Origin of the sequence: Rhodoferax sp., from assembly GCF_023701345.1 — a bacterium.
Classification (GTDB): domain Bacteria; phylum Pseudomonadota; class Gammaproteobacteria; order Burkholderiales; family Burkholderiaceae_C; genus Rhodoferax.
In genome coordinates, this window is sequence record NZ_JAMPXE010000057.1 from 1 (window position 1) to 20,320 (window position 20,320).

At 58.3% G+C, this 20,320-nt stretch carries 17 protein-coding genes and 1 pseudogene; 8 read left to right on the forward strand and 10 right to left on the reverse strand.

Annotated elements, in window-relative coordinates:
* Positions 1–256: 256 nt before the first annotated feature.
* Both NDI87_RS09475 and NDI87_RS09480 read right to left on the reverse strand, forming a co-directional pair.
* A complete protein-coding gene (locus NDI87_RS09475; RefSeq protein WP_296274964.1) occupies positions 257–2,152 on the reverse strand; it encodes a propionate--CoA ligase in 1,896 nt (631 codons plus the stop codon).
* Positions 2,153–2,188: 36 nt separating this feature from the next.
* On the reverse strand, positions 2,189–3,478 hold the full coding sequence (locus tag NDI87_RS09480; protein ID WP_296274965.1) for a TIGR03862 family flavoprotein: 1,290 nt from the start codon (positions 3,476–3,478) through the stop codon (positions 2,189–2,191).
* Between the two features lie 175 nt (positions 3,479–3,653).
* On the opposite strand from NDI87_RS09480, the gene trxA reads away from it, so the two are divergent.
* The 4 genes from trxA to NDI87_RS09500 all read left to right on the forward strand — a co-directional run bounded on the left by trxA (position 3,654) and on the right by NDI87_RS09500 (position 7,652).
* Positions 3,654–3,986 (forward strand): thioredoxin TrxA, encoded by a 333-nt coding sequence (gene trxA / locus NDI87_RS09485; protein ID WP_296274966.1) that lies wholly within the window; start codon positions 3,654–3,656, stop codon positions 3,984–3,986.
* 209 nt (positions 3,987–4,195) lie between these two features.
* Positions 4,196–5,458 carry a transcription termination factor Rho gene (gene rho, locus NDI87_RS09490; RefSeq protein ID WP_296274967.1) on the forward strand — a complete coding sequence of 421 codons (1,263 nt, stop codon included), beginning with the start codon at positions 4,196–4,198 and terminating at the stop codon, positions 5,456–5,458.
* A gap of 118 nt (positions 5,459–5,576) precedes the next feature.
* Complete coding sequence (locus NDI87_RS09495; protein ID WP_296160817.1) at positions 5,577–5,834, forward strand: type B 50S ribosomal protein L31; 258 nt, start codon at positions 5,577–5,579, stop codon at positions 5,832–5,834.
* 87 nt (positions 5,835–5,921) lie between these two features.
* Complete coding sequence (locus NDI87_RS09500; protein WP_296274968.1) at positions 5,922–7,652, forward strand: hypothetical protein; 1,731 nt, start codon at positions 5,922–5,924, stop codon at positions 7,650–7,652.
* Here the strand turns inward: NDI87_RS09500 and phoR are convergent.
* The 7 genes and pseudogenes from phoR to pstS all read right to left on the reverse strand — a co-directional run.
* A pseudogene (gene phoR, locus NDI87_RS09505) lies at positions 7,642–8,949 on the reverse strand (phosphate regulon sensor histidine kinase PhoR); the annotation flags it as partial. The gene NDI87_RS09500 and the pseudogene phoR overlap by 11 nt on opposite strands.
* 13 nt (positions 8,950–8,962) lie before the next feature.
* Complete coding sequence (phoB, locus tag NDI87_RS09510) at positions 8,963–9,670, reverse strand: phosphate regulon transcriptional regulator PhoB (RefSeq protein ID WP_296274969.1); 708 nt, start codon at positions 9,668–9,670, stop codon at positions 8,963–8,965.
* Complete coding sequence (gene phoU, locus NDI87_RS09515; RefSeq protein ID WP_296274970.1) at positions 9,667–10,368, reverse strand: phosphate signaling complex protein PhoU; 702 nt, start codon at positions 10,366–10,368, stop codon at positions 9,667–9,669. The genes phoB and phoU overlap by 4 nt, the downstream gene beginning before the upstream one ends.
* Positions 10,369–10,431: 63 nt before the next feature.
* Complete coding sequence (gene pstB / locus NDI87_RS09520; RefSeq protein WP_296274971.1) at positions 10,432–11,217, reverse strand: phosphate ABC transporter ATP-binding protein PstB; 786 nt, start codon at positions 11,215–11,217, stop codon at positions 10,432–10,434.
* A gap of 33 nt (positions 11,218–11,250) precedes the next feature.
* Complete coding sequence (gene pstA, locus NDI87_RS09525) at positions 11,251–12,135, reverse strand: phosphate ABC transporter permease PstA (protein ID WP_296274972.1); 885 nt, start codon at positions 12,133–12,135, stop codon at positions 11,251–11,253.
* Positions 12,132–13,097, reverse strand: coding sequence for a phosphate ABC transporter permease subunit PstC (gene pstC / locus NDI87_RS09530; protein ID WP_296274973.1), 966 nt, complete (start codon positions 13,095–13,097; stop codon positions 12,132–12,134). Before pstC ends, pstA begins: the two co-directional genes overlap by 4 nt.
* A gap of 108 nt (positions 13,098–13,205) precedes the next feature.
* Positions 13,206–14,258, reverse strand: a complete 1,053-nt coding sequence (gene pstS / locus NDI87_RS09535) for a phosphate ABC transporter substrate-binding protein PstS (RefSeq protein WP_296274974.1) — start codon at positions 14,256–14,258, stop codon at positions 13,206–13,208.
* A 225-nt stretch (positions 14,259–14,483) separates the two neighbouring features.
* On the opposite strand from pstS, the gene NDI87_RS09540 reads away from it, so the two are divergent.
* A complete protein-coding gene (locus NDI87_RS09540; protein ID WP_296274975.1) occupies positions 14,484–14,768 on the forward strand; it encodes a hypothetical protein in 285 nt (94 codons plus the stop codon).
* 43 nt (positions 14,769–14,811) lie between these two features.
* Positions 14,812–15,729 (forward strand): polyphosphate kinase 2, encoded by a 918-nt coding sequence (gene ppk2, locus NDI87_RS09545; RefSeq protein ID WP_296274976.1) that lies wholly within the window; start codon positions 14,812–14,814, stop codon positions 15,727–15,729.
* Positions 15,730–15,985: 256 nt separating this feature from the next.
* Here the strand turns inward: ppk2 and NDI87_RS09550 are convergent, their stop codons facing one another.
* Positions 15,986–16,609 (reverse strand): phosphoribosyltransferase family protein, encoded by a 624-nt coding sequence (locus NDI87_RS09550; protein WP_296274977.1) that lies wholly within the window; start codon positions 16,607–16,609, stop codon positions 15,986–15,988.
* Positions 16,610–16,801: 192 nt separating this feature from the next.
* Between NDI87_RS09550 and NDI87_RS09555 the strand changes: the two genes are divergently transcribed.
* Together NDI87_RS09555 and NDI87_RS09560 are read left to right on the forward strand one after the other, a co-directional pair.
* Entirely contained in the window at positions 16,802–19,015 is a 2,214-nt protein-coding gene (locus tag NDI87_RS09555) for a PhoX family phosphatase (RefSeq protein WP_296274978.1), read from the forward strand.
* Between the two features lie 121 nt (positions 19,016–19,136).
* A partial coding sequence (locus tag NDI87_RS09560) for an MFS transporter (protein WP_296274979.1) occupies positions 19,137–20,320 on the forward strand: 1,184 nt, incomplete at its 3' end.

Below are 20,320 nucleotides of genomic sequence, written 5' to 3' on the forward strand. Positions count from 1 at the left end.
GCCACCAAAAAGGTAGGTGTTCGCCTGATAGGCTTGATAAACCGTATTGGTTTCACTCATATTTCGCTGACTTTCATTTCCCTTGAGGAAACTTTAGCTGGTTAAAGCTGATGGTTGATTAACCTCCCGCGTCACGGCTTGACCGTTTGGCGGATGCGACAGTGGCGTTGGAAGGGCCGAATGCAGATGAAGATTGTGCCACTGAAAGGCAGCACAATTCTTACAAGCGAAGATTGACCCTGAATCAGGCCCGGGGTCAGGCGTTCACCAGATCCTTGATCTGTTGCAAAGCTGCCGGGTCGTCCATGGTGGTCAGGTCGCCCGGATCACGCCCCTCGCACACCGCGGTGATGGCACGGCGCAGGCATTTACCGCTGCGCGTTTTAGGCAAAACGGTGACAAAACGCACGCGGGCCGGCCTGGCCACGGCACCCAGATCGCGATCCACCAGCTTCATGATTTCGCCTTCGAGCTTGAGGACACTGGCCTCATCTGCCACTAGGCTGGCATCCTTGAGCACGGCAAACGCCATCGCCACCTGGCCCTTGAGCTGATCGGCCACGCCCACCACGGCCACCTCGGCAATGTTGGGATGCGCCGAGATACTTTCTTCGATCTCGCGGGTGCCCAGGCGATGGCCGGCGACATTGATCACGTCGTCGGTCCGGCCCAGAATGAAATAGTAGCCATCGGCATCACGCACGCCCCAATCGAAGGTGCTGTACACCAGCTTGCCGGGCACACTCTTCCAGTAGGTGTTGACAAAGCGTTCGTCATCGCGCCACACGGTTTGCATGCAGCCGGGTGGCAGCGGGCCTTCGATCGCGACCACGCCTTTCTGGTTGGCACCCATCAGCTCTTCACCGGTCTGGTCGTCCAGCAATTTGACGTTGTAGCCATAAACCGCCTTGCCCGGAGAGCCAAACTTGCTGACCGCTTTTTCAACGCCATTGCAGAGCGACAAAATGGGCCAGCCGGTTTCGGTTTGCCAGTAGTTGTCGATGATCGGTTTGCCCAGACCGGCGCTGATCCACTGGGCCGTGGGTTCGTCCAGCGGCTCACCCGCCAGGAACAGGGCGCGCAGGCTCGACAAATCGTATTTGGAGAGCAAGGCCGGGTCCTGCTTCTTGAGCACGCGCACGGCGGTGGGCGCACTGAACATCACCGTTACCTTGTATTTCTCCACCAGGCTCCACCAGATGCCGCCATCGGGGCGCGTCGGCAGGCCTTCGTACATGATGGTGGCCATACCGGCGATCAGCGGGCCGTAAATGATGTAGCTGTGACCCACCACCCAACCGATGTCGCTGGTCGAAAAATAGGTTTCACCCGGATTGCCGGCATAAATGTGTTTCATGCTGGCGGCCAGCGCCACGCAATAACCACCGGTGTCGCGTTGCACGCCCTTCGGTTTGCCCGTGGTACCGCTGGTATAGAGCGTGTAGCTTGGGTGGGTGGCGTCGACCCACTCGCATGCCACCACCGTGTTCATGTGCTTGTCACGCAGCGGCGCCCATAACTTGTCGCGACCCGCCACCAATTCCATCGGAACCAGACCGCGATCCACCAGCAGGACGGACTCCGGCTTGTAGCTCGAGAGGCGAATCGCCTCATCGAGCAGCGGCTTGTAGCCCACCGCCTTGCCGCCACGCGAACCGGCATCGGCACTGATAATGACCCGGGGCTCGGCGTCTTCGATGCGGGAAGCCAGCGAACCGGAAGCAAAACCGCCAAATACCACCGAGTGGATTGCGCCAATGCGCACACACGCCAGCATGGCAAAAGCGGCCTCGGCAACCATGGGCATGTAGATCAGGACCCGGTCGCCCTTGCCCACACCCAGTTCCTTCAGCACCGCTGCCATGCGCTGGACTTCGGCGTGCAGTTCGCGAAACGAATAGACCTTTTCCTGATGGGTTTCGGTCGAGACAAAAATCAGCGCCGCCTGGTCGGCACGGTCTTTCAGATGGCGATCCACCGCGTTATGGCACAGGTTGGTCACGCCGCCGACAAACCACTTGGCAAATGGCGGATTGCTGTAATCGCAAATCTGGCCGGGTTGCACTTTCCAGTCCACCAAGCGGGCTTGTTCGGCCCAGAAACCGTCGCGGTCCGTCAGTGATCTATGGTGAAATTCGGCATATGAGGTCATGGGCTGTCTCCAATGTTTATAAAACTGAATTCATAATTATGAGCTTTCAGCTTGCATGGTCCTGACGTAAGTCAAAGCCCCCTGCCCCGCGCATACACCACTGGCAAGGCAGGCGGTTAACAAATACCCTCCTGTGGGGGCCTCCCAATCCAGCATTTCACCGGCACAAAACACGCCCGGCAAAGCATCCAGCATCAGCTGCCCGGTCATGGCCTCGAACAACACGCCGCCGGCACTGCTGATGGCTTCGTCCAGCGGACGTGTCGCCGTCAAGGTAATTGGCAGGGCCTTGATCGCCTGCGCCAACTGCACCGGATCAGTCATTTGCTCCCTGCTCAACAACTCATACAGGATGGCCGCCTTGATGCCATCGATATGCAACCGGCTCTTGAGGTGGCTTGACAAGGAACGTGAGCCACGTGGATGCCGGACCTCGGTGAGTATGCGCTCAAAGGACATGTCAGGCAGCAGATCCAGCTGCAAGGTGGCTGACCCGCTGGCCAGAACCTCATCCCGCAGCAAAGCCGATGCGGCATAAATCAGGCTGCCCTCGACGCCGGTGGCGGTCGCGACAAACTCACCCTTGCGAACAAACTCACGCCCCGTCGTGTTGGTGAACGCAATCGCCACGGACTTGAACGGCAAACCCGCGAAACGGCTGGCAAAGTGCGCGCTCCAGCCGTTTTTCACATCAAAACCGCAATTGGCCGGCAGCAGCGGGGCCACCGCCACGCCTTTGGCCTGCAGCCACGGCACCCAGGCACCGGTAGAACCCAGACGCGCCCAACTGCCACCGCCCAACGCCAGCACAACAGCATCGGCCTGCACCTGGATGGACCCTTGCGGCGTGTCAAAGTCCAGCAAGGTGGCTGCGGCGTCAAGCCTGGTGTCTGCTGTGACCGTCTTGTGCCAACCGGTCCAGCGGTGGCGCATGAAAAATGTCACTGGCGGACCATTTTTAGGATGACGCAGGCGCGTCAGCCAGGCCCGCAGCAGCGGCGCTGCTTTCATGTCAGCTGGAAAAACACGCCCTGAACTGCCGACAAAGGTTTCAATGCCAAGCGAGGCCGCCCAGGACCGAACGTGCACGGCATCGAAAAACTTGAAGAGTGCCTCAATATGCTGACGGCGTTGTCCGTAACGGGAGGTGAACAAGTCGGCCGGCTCGGAATGCGTCAGGTTCAGGCCGCCTTTGCCTGCCAGCAGGAATTTCCGGCCAATACTGGGCATGGCATCGAACATGAGCACCTGCACACCGGCACCAGACAACACCTCAGCCGCCATCAACCCGGCCGGACCGGCACCTATAACCGCTACTTTTTTCATCATTCAACCTGATACTCTTTAAGATCCGCCAATTAGAACCGCTCCGGTGTCTTGGCAATACCGTCTCCGAGCCAGCGCCCTGGCCCTCAACAAGCCCATGCCTTGGAACACTGCTTTGGTTTCTGTCACAATTTCGCCACTGTATTCTTTTCAAACTATCAATTTAGGAAAAATCATGGCCAGTGAACTGATCAAACATGTGTCCGATGCATCGTTCGAAGGCGACGTCCTGCAATCCAATGTGCCCGTGCTGGTAGATTACTGGGCAGAATGGTGCGGTCCATGCAAAATGATTGCCCCCATCCTCGATGAGGTATCTGCGGCCTATGAAGGCAAATTGCAAATTGCCAAAATGAATGTCGATGAAAACCGCGATATTCCAGCCAAGTTTGGCATTCGTGGCATCCCCACCCTGATGATCTTCAAAAGCGGCCAATTGGCAGCCACCAAAGTGGGTGCCATGAGCAAAGCACAGCTGCTAGCCTTCATCGACCAGCAACTGGCCTGATCACCGCCGCAGCGCCTGCTGCGTACCTGCCCGCCCCAGTCCATCCCAAAGGGGCTTTTTTTCCTGTCATAATCACAACCACTCGCTGACCCCCATCCAGGGTCAGCTCGAGTCAGAGGTGCAAAGCCAATGCGACTTGAACCTGCACAAGTCCGTCGCGCCACAACATTCCCCTCCCGGCAGATTCCAAACAAACACTGAACCACTCCATGCATTTAAATGAACTCAAGGCACTGCACGTGTCAGAAGTCCTCAAACAAGCCGAAGATCTTGAGATTGAAAACACCGGCCGCATGCGCAAGCAGGAGTTGATGTTTGCCATCATCAAAAAGCGTGCCCGTGCCGGTGAACAGATTTTTGCCGATGGTGTGCTGGAAATCCTGCCTGATGGTTTTGGCTTTTTGCGCAGTCCCGACACCAGCTATACCGCCAGCACGGATGATATTTACATCAGCCCGAGCCAGGTGCGCCGCTTCAACCTGCACACCGGTGACATGATCGAAGGCGAAGTGCGCACTCCCAAGGACGGCGAGCGTTACTTTGCCTTGAACAAGCTGGAAAAAGTCAATGGTGGCGGCCCCGAGGAAAACAAGCACAAGGTGATGTTTGAAAACCTGACGCCGCTGTTTCCCAACGCGCAGATGCGCCTGGAACGCGACATCAAGGGCGAGGAAAACATCACCGGGCGCATCATCGACATCATCGCCCCCATCGGCAAAGGCCAGCGCGCCCTGCTGGTGGCACCGCCCAAGAGCGGCAAAACAGTGATGATGCAGCACATCGCGCACGCCATTTCAGCCAATTATCCCGACAGCCACATGATGGTGCTGCTGGTTGACGAGCGCCCTGAAGAAGTGACCGAAATGCAGCGCACCGTCAAGGGCGAGGTGATTGCATCCACCTTCGACGAACCCGCTGCCCGCCACGTGCACGTGGCCGAAATGGTGATCGAACGTGCCAAACGTCTGGTCGAACTGAAAAAAGACGTGGTGATCTTGCTCGACTCGATCACCCGCCTGGCGCGCGCCTACAACAATGTGGTGCCGTCCTCCGGCAAGGTGCTCACCGGCGGTGTCGACTCCAACGCACTGCAACGCCCGAAACGCTTTCTGGGTGCCGCGCGCAACGTGGAAGAAGGCGGCTCCCTAACCATCATCGCCACGGCCCTGGTCGACACCGGAAGCCGCATGGACGAGGTGATCTTCGAAGAGTTCAAAGGCACGGGCAACAGCGAGATTCACCTGGACCGCCGCCTGTACGAAAAGCGCGTGTTCCCGTCGATTCAACTCAACCGCAGCGGCACCCGGCGCGAAGAACTGTTGCTGGCTCCGGATATTCTGCAAAAGACGCGCATCCTGCGCCAGTTCCTGTACAACATGGACGAAGTCGAATCCATGGAAATGGTGCTCAAACAAATGCGCGCCACCAAAACCAACAGCGAGTTTTTTGACTTGATGCGTCGGGGCGGCTAAGCAAGCCACGGCGTGGCTACACTATAATTACCGGTTTTAGCGAAAAGTACGAACGGCTTTGAATTGCGCAATGGTTTGCGCAAGGGTCGGCGCGGCTAACGCATCTGATGGAGAAATCATGAAAGACGGCATTCACCCCAACTACCGCGAAGTTTGTTTCCTGGACTCGTCCAACGGCTTCAAGTTCGTGACACGCTCTTGCGCCAATGCCAAAGAGATGATCAAAATGGAAGACGGCCGTGAGCTGCCACTCTTCAAACTCGACACCTCCAGCGAGTCGCACCCTTTCTATACCGGCACACAAAAATCCGTGGACAACATGGGTGGCCGCGTGGAGCGCTTCCGCAACCGCTTCGGTAAAACTGCTGCCAAATAAGCAGCACTTAGCGCTTTGCCAAAGGCAGCCGGGTCATTCCGCGCTGCCTTTTTCTTTGCGTTAACCCTTATTTTCAACATCACACCCGTGGACCAGCCCACCCCTGCCATCGTCGCACAAGCCGGCGTCAAGCGCCTGCCGCGCCTGGCGCTGCTGCTGTTTTGCCTGGCCTACGTGCTGCCCGGCTTTTTGGGGCGTGCGCCCTGGAAGCGCGACGACATCACCACGTTTGGTTACATGGCCGAACTAGCCCGTGGCAGCGCAGACTGGTGGCACCCGACGCTGGGCGGCATGCCGTCTGAAGTCGATGCATTGCTGCCCTATTGGTTGGGTGCCTGGGCGATTCAACTGGCCCCTGACTGGCTGACACCAGAGCTGGCCGCGCGCCTGCCCTTTATGCTGCTGCTGGTGCTGGCGCTGGTGGCAACCTGGTATGGCACCTACTACCTGGCACGCAGCCCGATGGCACAACCTGTCGCCTTTGCCTTTGGCGGTGAGGCGCATCCCACGGATTACGCACGCGCCATTGCCGATGGCGGGCTACTGGCCTTCATTGCCTGCCTTGGGCTGGCACAACTGGCTCACGAAACCACGCCGGCACTGACACAGCTGTGCTTTGCCGCCTTGCTGTTTTACGCCTCTGCGGCCCTGCCCTACCGCCCTTTCAACCCGGGGCTGAGCGCTGCTGTGGCGCTGCTGGGACTCACGCTCTCTGGCGCCCCGTCAATGGCTCTGGCTTTGGGACTGGGTGGCACGGCGCTTTACCTGCTTGCCCCGGCATCTGAAGCCTCGCAGAAAAAAATCAGGGCGAGCGGCCTGGCACTGCTGTCACTGGTCTGCGCCCTGCTGGCCAGCTATCTGGATTTGTGGCGCTGGCGCATTGAGCTGCCCCACGCCAATCTGGCTGAATGGCAAAGCCTGGGCCGTCTATTTTTATGGTTTGCCTGGCCGGCCTGGCCGCTGGCCATCTGGACGCTTTGGCGCTGGCGCCGACAAATCTTCAACCTCCGCTTCACGGGACTGCATCTGTGGCTGCCAATCTGGTTTGTGGCAGTTGCCAGCGCCGCCACCTTGACCACCCCTGCTGCCGACCGCTCGCTGCTGCTGGCCCTGCCCGCCCTGGCGGCATTGGCGGCCTTTGCCCTGCCCACGCTGAGTCGCAGCGTGGGGGCGCTGATCGACTGGTTTGCCCTGATTTTCTTCTCCGGCTGTGCGCTGGTGATCTGGGTAGTCTGGATTTCCATGCAAACGGGTTTCCCGGCACGACCGGCCGCCAATGTGGCGCGGCTGGTGCCGGGCTTTGATCACAGCTTTTCCCTGATGCCTTTTTTAATAGCGCTTGGCGCCAGTCTGGTGTGGGCCTGGCTGGTTAAATGGCGTGTCGGTCGGCACCAGGCAGCGATCTGGAAAAGCGTGGTTCTGCCTGCCGGTGGCGCCGCCCTGAGCTGGCTGCTGCTGATGACTTTGTGGTTGCCGTTGCTGGACTTTGCCCGCAGCTATGCACCAATGGTGAAGCTTGTCACATCTGCCATGCCGCAGTCACCCGGCTGCGTGGCGACGCTGGGCCTGAACCGCAGTCAGATCGCGGCGTTTCAGTTTCACAGCCAACTTGAACTGCAAGTGCTTGATCCACACAACAGCTGCCAGTGGCTGATCGCCGACATCGACAGCGCCAGCAAGCACCCGGACCTCACACAAAGCCCGATGTGGCAGCTGCGTCGCTCGATGGGGCATCCAGCGGAACGGAAGGATTCGATCTGGCTGTATGAGCGTCGCTTGCCGTTGCTGCCGGCACCACCCGCTGCAATGGGAAAATAAGACTGAATACCGAGCCACGGCCCACCGTGCTTGCAATGGACAAGATCGCCCCATGGCGTTGCGCCACATGCTTGACGATGGCCAGACCGAGGCCGGTGCCGCCTGTTTCACGCGAACGACTGCGGTCCACACGATAAAAGCGTTCCGTCAGCCGACTCAGGTGCTCGGCCGCAATGCCCGGTCCCGTATCGGCCACAGAAAAGACCAGACAACCATCTGCCCGTGGCCGGACGCTGACCGTGATGTGCCCGCCGGGAGGGGTGTAGCGGACTGCGTTGCTGACCAGATTACCCATGGCGCTGAACAATTCACTGGCCGTACCTGCCAGGAAACCATCAAAATCGCAGTCGAATACAAACTGATGGTCAGATGAGCTGGCCTCCCCCATCACCTGAGACAGCGACAGGGCATCAGTTTCAAGCTGGCGCATCAAAGTCGGCACGGACACAAGCGCGTCCACCCCGGGCGGGGCACTGCCTTCGAGCCTGGACAGCGTGAGCAAATCACTCACCAGGGATTGCATGCGCTCAGCTTGTTGTGCCATCAGCGCCAGATACTGCTGACGCTCGGACTCATCTAGCTTGAGCGTTTGCAGGGTTTCCACAAAGCCTGCCAGCACCGTCAGGGGGGTGCGGATTTCGTGTGACACATTGGCCACAAAATCACGCCGCATGGCTTCTGCCTGCTCCAACAAGGTGATGTCACGCGACAACAGCAATTTGCGGCCATCACCATAGGGATGCAGTTGCACGGACAGGGTCACCGGCCTGGAGGGGGTACTGTCCCGCCCCGGCATGGTCAGACTGCTGCCAAAATCGCGCGCCGCCATATAACTTGCAAAACCCGGATCACGCACCAGATTGCCAATGGTCTGCATCAGGTCGCGCTTGGGGTCGAGACCGAAATGCATGGCTGAAGTCTGGTTGCACCACTCGATGTGTGCCCCGCCGTCGAGCAACATGACACCGTTGGGTGAGGCCTGCATGGCAGATAAAAAATCATGCAGGCGCGCCTGGGACTCGCTGGTCTGACGCTCACGCGCTCGCAGCATGCGTCTTACCCGGGAGGTGATATCCCCCCAGACACCAACTTTGGGACCGTCTTCATCAGGTTGGTCATGGCGCAACCAGTTTAAAAATTGTCCGGCACGCACAATGTCCTGCAGCATCCACAAGACCGCAGCCATCAGCAGACCCAGTGTCAGGGTATGCCTTTCAGGCCAATAGCCATCAAGCCAGGCACCCAGTGCCGCACCGGCTGACAAGCAGCCGAGAAAGAAAATAAACCGGCCCAGCATGCGCGCGCCCGTATTACGCCTGTTTTGCCAGCAGTGCCTGCACCGTCAGGCGATAGCCGGCACCGCGCACGGTTTCCACCATGGCGCCGGCCTCACCCAGCGCCTCGCGCAAGCGTTTGACATGCACATCCACCGTGCGTTCCTCAATGAATACATGGTCACCCCAGACCTTGTCGAGCAATTGGGAGCGGCTGTGCACACGCTCGGCGTGCGTCATCAGGTAGTGCAACAATTTGAACTCCGTCGGTCCCAGCTTCAGCGGCTGGGCTTGAAACGTGACACGGTAGGTGGCTGCATCAAGGCACAGTTCACCAAGTGTCACCTGCCCCTCTGCCTGCTCGGGCGCACGACGACGCAACACGGCACGTATCCGTGCCAGCAATTCCTTGGTTGAAAACGGTTTGGCAATGTAGTCATCGGCACCCGCATCCAGTCCCGCCACCCGGTCGACCTCGTCGCCTCTTGCTGTCAACATGATGATCGGGATCGTCTTGGTGCGTGGGTGGGCACGCCAGCGCTTGGCAAGCGCCAACCCGCTCTCTCCGGGCAACATCCAGTCCAACAGAATCACATCCGGCAAAACGGATTCCAGTTCGGCCTGTGCAGTGACACTGTCCATGGCCCAGATAGGCCGAAAACCGCTGTGTCGCAGGTTGACCGAGATCAGTTCGGCAATGGCGGGCTCGTCTTCAACAATCAGGACACCCGGCAAACGTCTCATTTCATCACCGATTCAATTTGATCGATCGAGGTATGACGCACATCGGCACCCTTGACGATGTAGATGATCAGTTCGGCAATGTTTTTGGCATGGTCACCAATACGCTCAATCGCCTTGGCCAAAAACAACAAATCCAGGCTCGGTGAAATCATGCGTGGGTCCTCCATCATGTAGGTGATGAGTTTGCGCACAAAGCCGTCAAATTCCTGGTCAATCAGGTCGTCTTCCTTGAGAATCGCCAAAGCGGCGGTGGTGTCGAGCCGGGCAAAGGCATCGAGTGCCTTGCGCAACAGGCCCGAAGCCATGTCGGAGGCCACGCGCAATTCCAGCGAAGGCAGAGAACGCGGCGCGCCGCTTTGAATGATGGAGAGCACCATGCGCGCAATTTTCGCGGCTTCATCGCCCACCCGCTCCAGGTTGGCGGTGGCCTTGGAGATGGCAATCAACAAGCGCAAATCACGCGCTGTCGGTTGGCGCCTGGCGATGATGCTGGAGAGATCACGGTCAATGTCCACTTCCATGGCGTTGACCCGAACCTCGGCTGCGGCAACTTCATTGGCCGCATCGACGCTCAACTGCGACAGGGCGTAAATCGCGTGGCGAATCTGCGACTCTACCAGGCCACCCATTTCCATGACGCGAGTCGACACGGCACTGAGTTCGCTGTCAAACTGGGACGATAAATGTTTTTCAGTCATGATGGTGTTCCTTGAAAGAAGCGTCTGTCAAAAATGGCTTGCTAAGACAAAAAAGCCATTGAATCAACCAAAGCGGCCAGTGATGTAGTCTTCTGTTTCCTGGCGGTTGGGTTTGAAGAAAATTTGCTCGGTGGCACCATACTCGATCAAGTCACCCAGATACATGTAAGCCGTGTAATCACTGCAGCGGGCCGCCTGCTGCATGTTGTGGGTCACGATAACAACCGTGTAGTCGGTCTTGAGCTCGATGATCAGTTCTTCGATCTTGGCCGTTGAAATGGGGTCCAACGCCGAGCAGGGTTCGTCCAGCAGCAGCACTTCGGGCTTGATGGCAATGCCGCGGGCAATGCACAGGCGCTGCTGTTGTCCGCCAGACAAGCTGGAGCCGCTTTGCTTGAGTTTGTCCTTTACTTCCGTCCATAAGGCCGCCTTGCGCAAAGCCCACTCGACACGCTCTTCCATATCTGTGGCGTTGAGCGACTCAAACAACTTCACACCAAAAGCAATATTGTCAAAAATGGACATCGGAAAGGGGGTGGGTTTCTGAAACACCATGCCGACCCTGGCGCGCAACAGCGCCACATCCTGCTTGCTGGTCAACAGGTTTTCGCCATCCAGAATCACTTCGCCCTTGGCGCGCTGTTCGGGGTACAACTCGAACATGCGGTTGAAAACACGCAACAACGTGGACTTGCCGCAACCCGACGGGCCAATGAAGGCGGTGACCTTGTTTTCAGGGATTTCAAGGTTGATGCCCTTGAGCGCATGAAAATTGCCATAAAAAAAGTCAAGGTTGTTGACCGTGATTTTCGGCTGTTCTTTTTTCTCAATGGTATTTTCAATCTTCATTCTCACAACCTTTTCAAATACAACAGATATTCATCAGACCTTGGTTCGGGTCAATACCCGGGCAAGCACATTGAGTGCCAGCACTGCCAGGGTAATCAGGAACACCCCGGCCCACGCCAGTTGCTGCCAGTTTTCATACGGGCTCATGGCAAATTTAAAAATGGTCACGGGCAAACTCGCCATGGGCTCGCTCAAATTGGAGGTCCAGAACTGGTTGCTCAAAGCAGTGAACAACAACGGTGCCGTTTCACCGGAAATACGTGCGACTGCTAGCAGGATGCCCGTCACGACACCGGCACGGGCGCAACGCATGGTGATGCTCAAGATCACCTTCCACTTGGGCGCACCGAGTGCATAGGCGGCTTCCCGCAAACCCGCCGGCACCAGCTGCAACATGTTCTCGGTGGTGCGAATGACGACCGGAATCACAATCAAGGTCAACGCCGCAATACCCGCGTAAGCAGAAAACGACTTGAACCGGGTCACGATCACCGCGTAGACAAACAGGCCGATCACAATGGACGGCGCCGACAACAAGATGTCATTGACAAACCGCGTGATCGCCGCCAAGCCACTTTTAGGCTCGAACTCAGCCAGGTAAATGCCGGCCATCACACCCACGGGAGTACCGACAAAGGTGGCCAGGCAAACCATCAAAAACGAGCCATAAATGGCGTTGGCCAAACCACCTGGATCATTGGGAGCCGGCGTCATTTCCGTCAACACGGACCAGGTCAGGCCGGAGGCGCCCAGACGAATGGTTTCAAACAAAATCCAGAACAGCCAAAACAGACCAAAACCCATGGCCAACAGGGACAACAACAAGGCCGCCTGGTTGACGCGCTTGCGATTGGCGTAGCGCTGTTGCCGAACCTGCGCCAATTGCGACGCTTGCGTCAAAGTTTCATTGGTGCTCATGACTTTGCCCCCTCGCCTTTTTTAAGTTGACTCAGCAACAGCTTGGACAAACTCAACACCACAAAGGTAATAAAAAACAACACCAGTCCCAGATACATCAAGGAAGCCTGATGCAAACCCTCACCCGCTTCGGCAAACTCATTGGCCAGCGCCGAGGTGATGCTGTTGGCAGCCTGAAACAGGCTCAGCGAATCAAGCTGGTTGAAATTACCGATCACGAAGGTGACCGCCATGGTTTCACCAATGGCACGCCCCAACCCCAGCATGATGCCGCCAATCACACCGGTTTTGGTGTACGGCAGCACCACGGTCGACACCACCTCCCAGGTGGTCGCACCCAGGCCGTAGGCGGACTCTTTGAGCAAGGTCGGTGTCACCTCGAACACATCACGCATGACGGCCGCAATGAACGGGATGATCATGATAGCCAAAATGATGCCCGCCGACAAAATGCCGATACCGACGGGCGGTCCTGAAAACAGGGCCTCAAGATAAGGCACGCCTTTGAAGATGGCTTGCAGTGGCTGCTGAACATAGGTAGACAAAATGGGCCCGAACACCAGCAGGCCCCACATGCCGTAGACAATGGAGGGAATCGCCGCAAGCAATTCAATGGCCGTGCCCAACGGGCGCTTCAACCAGGCTGGCGACAATTCCGTTAAAAAAATGGCGATTCCGAAACTGACCGGCACCGCAATCACCAAGGCAATGAAAGAAGTCATCAGGGTGCCGTAGATCATGACCAGGCCACCGAACTCCTCCTTCACCGGATCCCAGGTGGCGCTTGCAAGGAAACCCAGGCCATACTTGCTGATGGCCGGCCAGGCCCCAACGGTCAGTGAAGCCAGAATGGCGATCAACAAACCCAGGGTGAGTAACGCCGCACTCTTGGCAAGCCACGCAAAAATGCGGTCAGCCCATGGACTTGAGGGGGCCAGTTTGACAGTAGATGCTTGAGTCATGACACGTCCAGCAGAAGTTTCGGATGAATTTAACGACATTTCTCTGGTCGAAAGTGTAGTGGACATGACTCGCGCTCCTGAAGATCAATTTGGCCCCTCAGAAACAACTTATTTCAATGCAACCGGCTTGCCTGCGCCGTCCTTGACATTACCCCAGGCCTTTTCAACACTTGCAATCACGCTGTCTGGCAGAGGCACGTAGTCCAGATCCGAGGCCAGCTTGTCGCCGCTCTTGAACGCCCAGGTAAAGAACTTGAAGGTCTCGGTGGCCTGTGCGGGCTTGTCCTGCTGCAAGTGCATCAGGATGAAAGTCGCCGTCGAGATGGGCCAGGTGCCTTTGCCGGGCTGGTCCGTGATGAGCTGGTAGAACGACTTGTTCCAGTCAGCACCGGCCGCCGCCGCCTTGAAGGCTTCTTCGCTCGGCGACACAAACACGCCGTCTTTATTTTTCAATTGGGTGTAAGTCATCTTGTTTTGAATGACATACGAATACTCGACATAACCAATCGAATTGGGCAGTCGATTCACAAATGCAGCCACGCCTTCGTTACCTTTGCCGCCAGCGCCAACCGGCCAATTCACCGCCGTACCTTCACCCACCTTGGTCTTCCATTCCGGGTGAACGCGACTCAGGTAGTTGGTGAAGTTGAATGTGGTGCCCGAACCGTCGGCACGGCGCACCGCCGCAATGTCAGCATCCGGCAGTGCCAAAGTCGGGTTCAGCGCCTTGATGGCGGCGTCATTCCATTTGGTGATCTTGCCCAGATAGATGTCGCCCAGCACCTGACCATCCAGCTTCATCTGGCCGGGTTGAATGCCCTTGATGTTAATCACCGGCACAGTACCGCCAATCACGGTGGGAAACTGAATCTGGCCTTTGGCTTTGAGTACTTCGTCCGTCTGAGGCATGTCCGAGGCGCCAAAATCAACCGTTTTGGAGTCGATTTGCTTGATGCCGGCACCTGAACCCACGGATTGATAGTTCACTTTGACACCAGTCGCCTTGTTGTATTCAGCCGCCCATTTGGCATAGATGGGAGCCGGAAATGTAGCGCCTGCACCGGTGATGCTCTGGGCATTGGCCATGTTGTTCACAGCCGCGGCGCCGAAAAACGACACGATGGTGGTTGCCAAAATCGACTTGTAAATACTTTTGTTCATGGGAAATCCTTAATTTGAATGGATCAGTTGTTGAACCTCTTTGGGTCCGACACAGGTAATTTACGTCAATAATGTGTCAGGAATATGACAAATATCTGGGCTTTGAGACACCAGGACACGACAAATTACCTCCTCTTGTCACCCTCTTGTCATCAAAAAAACGAGGGGCCTGGGCTATCCTACGCAAACAAAATACCAAACCCCATCAACAATTCTGGAAAAACCATGCTTGCCATCAAAAAAGCCCGCAAACTCATTGAAACCAATCCAGACGAACCGGCAGCCCAAATCATTGCCGCACTGGTGCTCGCGCTCGAAAGCGAAACCAGCATTTCTGTGTCGCAACTCTACAAGCTCGATGACAAGCGTTTCGAGCTGGCACTTGAAATTTTGAACGAATGGCGACTCGATCGACATTACGCCAGCAAACTGCGCCTGCTGGACTCAAGCAGCATGGTCCAAAGCTTGCGCGAAATGGCTCCTGAAACAAAGACCATCAAAACGCCTTGATCAGTCCAGGCTGTCAAAAGCCCAACCTACCCGGGAGTTGCCTTTGGATTCCAACGATGAAAAATTGATTCAACGCATCCGTCGCGATCTGGCTGACAGTTATGACGAAGAATTTGAGATGGAGCTGGAAGATCGTAATCTTGACGAAATCTCCGGCAACGGTCTGGACACCGAATCCGAGCAGTACAGAGTCAGCAGAAAACTGTATTTCCGCGAGCTGTTCAGAATGCAGGGCGAGTTGGTCAAACTGCAAGACTGGGTCGTCAAAACCGGCCAGAAGATTGTGATCCTGTTTGAAGGGCGTGACGCCGCCGGCAAAGGCGGCACCATCAAACGCATCACACAACGGTTGAATCCGCGGGTCTGCCGTGTCGCAGCCTTGCCAGCTCCCAATGCCCGCGAGCAAACCCAGTGGTACTTCCAGCGCTATGTGGCGCACCTGCCCGGTGCCGGAGAAATGGTCTTGTTCGACCGCAGCTGGTACAACCGTGCTGGCGTCGAACGGGTCATGGGGTTTTGCTCCGACGAGCAGTACGAAGAGTTTTTTCGCTCGGTGCCCGAGTTTGAAAAAATGCTTGTGCGTTCCGGCATCACCTTGATCAAGTATTGGTTTTCCATTTCAGACGAAGAGCAGCAATTGCGTTTTCTGGGACGGATTCATGACCCACTGAAACAATGGAAACTCAGCCCGATGGACATGGAGTCGCGCCGCCGCTGGGAGGAATACACCAAGGCCAAGGAAATCATGTTTGAGCGCACCCACATTCCGGAATCGCCCTGGTGGGTGGTGCAGGCAGATGGCAAGAAAAAGGCGCGCCTCAACTGTATTCACCACCTGTTGCAACAATTGCCATACGAGGAATTTGAGCACCCGACAATCATGCTGCCTCCCCGCGTGCACAACAATGACTATGTGCGCCTGCCCGTGCCCAATGAAATTCTGGTACCGGAAATTTATTAACGGATGACCCGCCAGCCTTTTCAGGGGCTGGCGGCGGTGGCGGGAATCCCATATCAGCTCGTTAGGTTGACACGTCTGGGGACGTTCCCATCCGTCTTGATGTCTCACACCAAGACTCGATCCAATTGCTTGAATCCCCCAGCTTCGTGTTCCTACAGATTGCTTTCGCCTTCCGTCCAGAACACGGCTCAACTGTAATTGCGCTGAAAATCAGGGTATTGCGAATTCTCAATTCCAAAGCCGTTTGGCATCAGCTTCAGGCTTGCTGCAGCACCTTGATCACCTCCTCGTCATCCACCTGCTCAAAGTGCTGGTAGAACTGCCCCACCGCCCGAAAATATGGGGGCGTTTCAAGGCACACCACCTCGTCTGCCAGTTCAGCCACCGTAGCCAGCGTGTCGGGCGGTGCCACGGGCACGGCGCAAATCAGTTTGGCGGGCTTTTGGGCCCGCAGGCCATGCAGCGCCGAGATCATGGTGGCGCCGGTGGCCAAGCCATCGTCGATCACGATCACAATGCGCCCGGCAGGGCTGATCGGAGGGCGAATCGGCGTGTACTGGGCGCGGCGCTGGCGCAGGGTCGCCATCTGGGTCTGTTTCTCGGCTGCAAGGTAGTCGGCCGTGCCGCCATAGGCTTGCGCAACTTCGGACAGATAAGTCCAGCCGCTTTCATCGACCGAACCAATGGCCAGCTCCGGCTGCTGTGGTGCGCGCAGCTTGCGCACCAGCACCACATCGAGCTCACCTTCGAGTTGGTCGGCAATGACTTTGGCCAAGGGCACCGCGCCACGCGGAATCCCCAGAACGAGCGGATGCTTGCCCCGGTAGCTCTTGAGTCTGTCGGCCAGTTGCCGGGCCGCATCAATGCGATCGCGAAACATGATGCATCTCCTGAAAAATTGAAAAGCACGGCATGCCGTTTTTCAGTATCCCTGACTGGGGCAGCGCGCGCTTGATGATTCGCAAGGCAGTTGTCACGAAATCATCATCCAGATTTCATGGAATCGTCACGGTGCCTCATTAACCTACGCCGGCGACTATGTAGTCGCAACGAAACACCCAGGAACACCAAGATGACCCAAAAAATTGACTTCAACGATGAAAATTCCAACACCAGCAGCAACCCGAGCTTTGACTCGGTGCTGCAAGCGCGCCTGAGCCGTCGCGGTCTGCTGCGCGGCGGCATGGGCAGCGTCGGCACCGTGATGCTGGGCGGCGTCGGACTGACCGCCTGCGGTGGTGGCGACGACGCTGTGGCCGCACCGGCGGCTCCCGCAGCCACGTTGCTGGGTTTCAGCGCCGTGTCAAAAAGCCTGACCGACGCCGTGCTGGTGCCTGCCGGCTACACCGCCAGCGTGATCTACGCCCTGGGCGACCCACTAACGGGCACCACGGCTGCCTACAAGAACGACGGCACTGACACCGATTTTGAAAACCGCGCCGGCGATCACCATGACGGCATGGAATGGTTTGGCCTGGACGCATCGGGCAAGCCTTCGCTCACGTCCACCGACCGCGGCCTGCTGGCGATGAACCATGAAGCCACCACCGACGAAACGCTCAGTTCCTTCTTCCTGCACGCCGACGGCGGCACCCCGAGCCTGCCGCGCCCGGCGGCCGAAGTGGACAAGGAAATTGCGATTCATGGCATCTCCGTGGTCGAAGTCAAAAAGACCAACGACAAGTGGGCCACGATGCAGGGTTCGGCCTTCAATTTCCGCCTGACCTGTCTAAGCGAGAACATGCAGCTCACCGGCCCGGCCCGCGGCAACGCGCTGATGGTCACCAAGCACTCCACCGATGGCACCAAGACGCGCGGCACGCTCAACAACTGCGGCACCGGCAAGACGCCTTGGGGCACCTTCCTGACCGGCGAGGAGAATTGGGCCGGTTACTTCACCCGCAGCGCCACCGACGACACCACCCGCGGTGGCGCCAGCGCCAGGAGCGTGGTGTCGCTCAAGCGCTACGGCCGCAATGCCGCTGCCGCCAGTCGCCACGGTTGGGAATCTGCCGGCAGCGATGACAAATACGCGCGCTGGGATATCAGCCAGGGCGCAGGCGCAGCGACCGACGACTACCGCAACGAACTCAACACCTTCGGCTACATCGTCGAGATTGACGCCTACGATAAGACCAAGGCCGCCCGCAAACGCACCGCTCTCGGCCGCTTCGCCCACGAGAGCGCTGCTTTCGGCAAGCCGGTGGCGGGCCAGCCGCTGGCGGTCTACATGGGTGACGATTCGCGCGGCGAGTACATTTACAAGTTCGTCTCGGCCAAGGCTTGGGCCGCGACCGACGCCAACCCGGCCGACCGCATCACCACGGGCGACACCTACCTCGACGACGGCAAGCTGTTTGTGGCCAAGTTCAACAGCGACGGCACGGGTGCCTGGGTCGAGCTGGCCATCACCAACCCGACCATCGCTGGCTATAGCAGCTACGCCTTTGCCGACCAGGCCGATGTGCTGGTCAATGCCCGCCTGGCTGCCGACGCGGTGGGCGCGACCAAGATGGACCGCCCCGAGTGGTGCTCCACCAACGTCGCCAACGGCGAGATCTACTTCACGCTAACCAACAACAGCAACCGCGCGGTCAATTCCGCCAGCATGCCGCCCGACAGCGCCAACCCACGTGTCTACACCGACATCAAAAACGGCAGCAGCACGCAGAGCGGCAACCCGAACGGCCATGTGCTGCGCCTCAAGGAAGGTAACGTCGGTAACGCAGCCACCAGCTTCGCCTGGGATGTGTATGTGTTCGGCGCCGAATCCAGCGCCGCGCCCGGCACCGTCAACCTGTCCAGCCTGACCGATGACCAGGACTTCTCCTGCCCCGACGGCCTGGTGTTCAGCCCGGCCACCGGCATCATGTGGATCCAGACCGACGACGGCGCCTACACCGACGTCACCAACTGCATGATGGTCGCAGCCCTGCCCGGCACAGTGGGTGATGGCGCCAAGAAAACGCTGAGCTACACCAAGGCCGACACCACAACCTTGACCGTGGACACCTACGTCGGCAAGGCACCGGGCGAAGACAAGCTCAAACGCTTCCTGGTCGGCCCCAAGGCCTGCGAGATCACCGGCCTGTGCGAAACGCCCGACGGCAAGGCGATGTTCATCAACATCCAGCATCCCGGCGAGACCACAGCCCAGACCAACATTGCCGACCCGACCAAGTACACCAGCCAGTGGCCCAGCAACGCCGGTTACGGCGCCGGCAAGCGGCCGCGTTCTGCCACCATCGTGATCACCAAAACCGACGGCGGCAAGATCGGCACCTGATGCGTTGTCACCTCAGCTAAAAAATCGAAGTTGATCGCGGCCCTGCCGCTTTGCCCGGTCCCTGCAAGGGGGCCGGGTTTTTTACTTGATGAACGGCTCCTTTAAACTCAAGCCCAACACCATGGCCCTTTTCTCACCACAAGCCCTCAATCCAGGCGTGCGCAAGCGCGAGGTCTTTGGCTGGGCCATGTACGACTTTGCCAACTCGGGTTACACCACGGTGGTCATCACCGCCGTGTTTGCCGCCTATTTTGTCGGCGGTGTGGCGCAGGGCGCGCCCTGGGCCACGCTGGCCTGGACCGCAGCGCTCAGTCTTTCCAATGCCATCGTCATGCTCACCATGCCGAGTCTGGGCGCCTATGCCGACCTGCGTGCCGCCAAAAAACGGCTGCTCGGCCTGTTCACGGCCGGCTGTGTGCTGGCCACGGCGGCGCTGGCACTGGTCGGGCCCGGCAGTGTGGCGCTGGCGGTGGTGCTGATCGTGGTGTCCAACACGTTTTATGCCTGGGGTGAATCGATGACGGCGGCGTTTCTGCCGGAACTGGCACGCACCGAATCCCTGGGCAAGGTCAGCGGCTGGGGCTGGAGCTTTGGCTACTTTGGCGGCATGCTGGCGCTCGGGCTGTGCCTGGCCTATGTGCTCTGGGCGCAAGGCCAGGGCCAGAGCGCCTCGCAGTTTGTTCCGGTCACGATGCTGATCACGGCAGCGCTGTATGGCTCGGCCGCGCTGGTCACCTTTGCCCTGCTCAAGGAGCGTGCGCAAGCCAACCCGGCGGCGCAGGGGCAAGGCGGCTTCAGGGCCTCCTTAAGGCAGTTGCAGCACACCTTTCATCAAGCCCGGCAATTCAAGGACTTCATGTGGCTGCTGATCTGCGCCGTGTGTTACCAGGCCGGCGTGGCGGTGGCGATTGCGCTGGCCGCCATTTATGCCGAGCAGGTAATCGGCTTCAAGCAACAGGAAACCATGGTGCTGATCTTTGTGCTCAACATTGCGGCGGCGGCGGGTGCCTTTGCCTGGGGTTACCTGCAGGACCGCATCGGCCACAAGATTGCGCTGGCCAGCACCCTGCTGGGCTGGATCGCCACCTGCGTCATCGCCGCCCTGGCCAGCACCAAGGGCGATTTCTGGTACGCCGCGGTGATTGCCGGCCTGTGCATGGGCAGCAGCCAGTCGGCCGGGCGCGCCATGGCCGGCCTGTTTGCGCCGCAGCGCCAGATTGCCGAGTTTTACGGCCTGTGGACTTTTGCCATCCGGCTGGCCAGCATCGTCGGGCCTTTAAGCTACGGCCTCATCACCTGGGCCAC